Here is a 3213-nt window from a genome sequence, read left to right on the forward strand (position 1 = left end):
CAACACGCAACACGCAACACGCAACACGCCGGCACGCTTTGAAAACCACTCGGGCATGACGGGGTTGCTTTGAATGCGTGTCCCCAAGGCCGGCCAGCGGGCCTTGGGTTTGGCGTGCCGGCGTGTTGCGTGTCAGCGTGCCAGCGGATGGTGGGACAGCAGTGGCCGAGAGCCATTTTTAACGTTGCTCTGCGACGGCCCGGAGGGTGATCGCCATGGACGGCGGTCATAAAAAATTGCCGGGAGCAATTTTTAACGTTGCTGTGCGACGGCCCGAAGGGTGACCGCCATGGACGGCGGTCATAAAAAACCCCGCGCGAGGCGGGGTATAAAAAACAGATTCAGCGCTTGCAGCAGTTAAGTTACTTCTCCACGAAGGCCCGTTCGATCACGTACTCGTGGATATGGCCGCCACGACTTTCACGGAAGCCCCAGCCATCCAGAAGGTTGGTAAGGTCCTTGAGCATGGCCGGGCTGCCGCACAGCATGAAGCGGTCCTCTTCCAGGTTGGGTTGGGGCAGGCCCAGATCCTCAAAGATTTTCCCGGAGTCCATCAGGTTGGTGAGCCGGCCCTGATTGCGGAACGGTTCCCGGGTGACGGTGGGGTAGTACTTCAGTTTGCCCTGGATCATGTCGCCGAAGAACTCGTTGTTGGGCAGTTCGTCCTGGATCATGTCCTGATAGGCCAGTTCCGAAACGAAGCGCACGCCGTGGGTCAGGATCACCTGGTCGAAACGCTCGTAGATTTCCGGATCCTTGATGATGCTCAGGAACGGCGCCAGGCCGGTACCGGTGGAGAGCAGCCACAGCCGCTTGCCCGGCAGCAGGTGGTCCGCCACCAGGGTGCCGGTGGGTTTGCGGCTCACATAGATCTTGTCGCCCGGCTTGATCTTCTGCAGCTGGGAGGTGAGCGGACCGTCCGGCACCTTGATGCTGAAGAACTCCAGCTCTTCCTCGTGATTGGCGCTGGCGATGGAATAGGCGCGCAGCAGAGGGCGACCGTTGTCCTGCTCCAGACCGATCATGGTGAAATGACCGTTCTTGAAGCGGAAGCCCGGGTCACGGCTGGTGGTAAAGCTGAACAGGGTGTCGTTCCAGTGCCGAACACTGGTAACCGTTTCAGTATTCAGATTCGACATAAGCTAATGCGCCTTTATTCCAAAATACTTTAATTGATGAGAATGTAACCCTTTTACTCATATCGGTAAAATGCGTTATTCCGATATTTGATATCGACCCTGGTAATAACGATGAGATACACCCTGCGACAACTGGAGGTGTTCCTCGCCGTGGCCCATCACGAGAACGTGAGCCGGGCGGCACGGGATCTGAACATGTCTCAGTCCGCCGCCTCCGGCGCTCTCAAGGAGCTGGAAGCCCAGTTCGACATCAAGCTGTTTGAACGTGCCGGAAAAAAGCTGCGGCTCAACGAACTGGGGCGTCAGCTTTGGCCCAGAGCGGAAGCTCTGTTGGGGCAGGCCCGGGATCTGGAGTCCGGTTTGCAGGCTCACCAGGAGTTGGGGCGCCTCAAGGTCGGGGCCACACTGACAATTGGTAACTACCTGGCGGTGAATATCATGGCTCGGTATATGGCGGAGCAGCCCGGGGCCCAGGTGAAACTGGAGGTGGCGAATACCGCCACTATTGTCGACCGGGTGCTGGCCTTCGATCTGGATATGGGGTTGATCGAAGGGGAAATCAACCACACCGACCTGGAATTGTTGCCCTGGCGAGAGGACGAACTGGTGGTGTTCTGCGCTCCTGATCACCCGCTGGCGAAACAGGAAACGCTATCCGACGAAGACCTTTTAACCGCTACCTGGATTGTACGCGAAACCGGATCGGGAACGCGACAGACCTTTGAGCGGGCCATGCACGGCCTTCTGCCCAGCCTGAAGTTGTTGCTCGAACTGGAGCACACCGAAGCGATCAAACGGGCGGTGGAAGCCGGCCTGGGTATCAGTTGTCTGTCCCGGGTGTCACTGCGTGAGGCGTTCCGGCGTGGTTCCCTGGTTCCCCTGACCGTGCCGGCGCGGGATTTCAGCCGTGAGTTCTATTTCGTACTGCACCGGCAGAAATACCGCAGCCCCGGCGTTGAGCGCTGGCTGGAGCTGTGCCGGCAATCGCCGGAATGAGAGGGGCATTCGCGGCCCAGGCCGCTTCCCACAAAGGGAACTATGGAACCGCTGTGGGAAGCGGCCTGGGCCGCGATAAAACGATCAGGGCAGGTAGCGCTCGCGAATCAGGCCATCCAATTTGTTCCAGGGCACGGTCAGTTCCGGCTGCCCCATGGCGTAGGGGCCGATGCTGTAAACATTGTAGTGCAGCTCCACACCATCGTAGGTCATATCAAAATCGCCGGTCTGCTGAAACGGCCAGTTGTCGCGAAACTCATCATCGGCCTGCGCTTCCTGTTCCAGCCATCGAACGTGCGCCTTGGCGGCTTCGGCCCAGAACGCCTCTTCTTTCCCCGGTTGCAGGATGTCCGCCAACTCAATGCGGCGGTGCTCCCGACGGTCCCAGTTGAGCAGCTGGAGCACGGGCATACCGTGGGCGCCACCGGTGAATTCATAGGTTTCCAATTGCAGGTTGGCGATATCACGCCACTCGCCTCCCACCGCCACTTTGGAGGTCAGTTCCCAGCCGATCGAGCTGTCCGCGACCTCCGCTTTTCGGGCGTCGGCGAGAAAACGGTCGGCGACCTCGGCCAGAGACGACACGCCTTCATCTTCGCCATTGCTCAGCTGGTGGATGAGCGAATTTTCCAGAGCCTCGGTGAGCGCCGGGTCCTCGGGGAATGTCAGCCACTGTAGCGTCACTGATGAACAGGGATCCTCGGGGCAGGGTTCGCTTTTCCGTTCCAGTGTTTGCGGCTTCGATACCAGCGGCGTATCGCCGCCATGGTCGGCGGGGTCGGCGGGTTGCTTATCGGGCGGGGCCGAAGTGGTCTCCTGAGCGTCTTGTCGGGTGGTCTGATCGGGCCGGGCCGGCGCGTCACTGTCACCACAGCCGGTCAGGAACAGCGTGAACATCAAGGAGGAGAGCAGCAGGCGCATAACCAGGTCCTTGGTCAGGATTGCGGAAGGCCCAGTGTGCCGTAATGCCAGCGGAGGGAAAAGATGAGCCCGGGCTCTAAGAGCCTGTTCACGATCTTTACGCCGCCGCGCCGGAATTCATCTTTTGTCAGGCCGTGATTTCGATTGTGCTATGTAG

At 59.5% G+C, this 3213-nt stretch carries 3 protein-coding genes; 1 reads left to right on the forward strand and 2 read right to left on the reverse strand.

Features of this window, described 5'->3' with window-relative positions; translation table 11 throughout:
- Positions 1 to 362 precede the first annotated feature (362 nt).
- Complete coding sequence (locus A6D6_RS21440; RefSeq protein ID WP_133491264.1) at positions 363 to 1139, reverse strand: ferredoxin--NADP reductase; 777 nt, start codon at positions 1137 to 1139, stop codon at positions 363 to 365.
- 111 nt (positions 1140 to 1250) lie between these two features.
- Between A6D6_RS21440 and A6D6_RS21445 the strand changes: the two genes are divergently transcribed.
- Complete coding sequence (locus A6D6_RS21445) at positions 1251 to 2135, forward strand: LysR family transcriptional regulator (RefSeq protein ID WP_159661835.1); 885 nt, start codon at positions 1251 to 1253, stop codon at positions 2133 to 2135.
- A gap of 84 nt (positions 2136 to 2219) precedes the next feature.
- On the opposite strand, the gene A6D6_RS21450 is transcribed toward A6D6_RS21445, so the two are convergent.
- Positions 2220 to 3056, reverse strand: a complete 837-nt coding sequence (locus tag A6D6_RS21450; RefSeq protein WP_159661836.1) for an RsiV family protein — start codon at positions 3054 to 3056, stop codon at positions 2220 to 2222.
- Positions 3057 to 3213 lie beyond the last annotated feature (157 nt).

Source organism: Alcanivorax xiamenensis (assembly GCF_009846745.1).
Lineage (GTDB): Bacteria > Pseudomonadota > Gammaproteobacteria > Pseudomonadales > Alcanivoracaceae > Alloalcanivorax > Alloalcanivorax xiamenensis.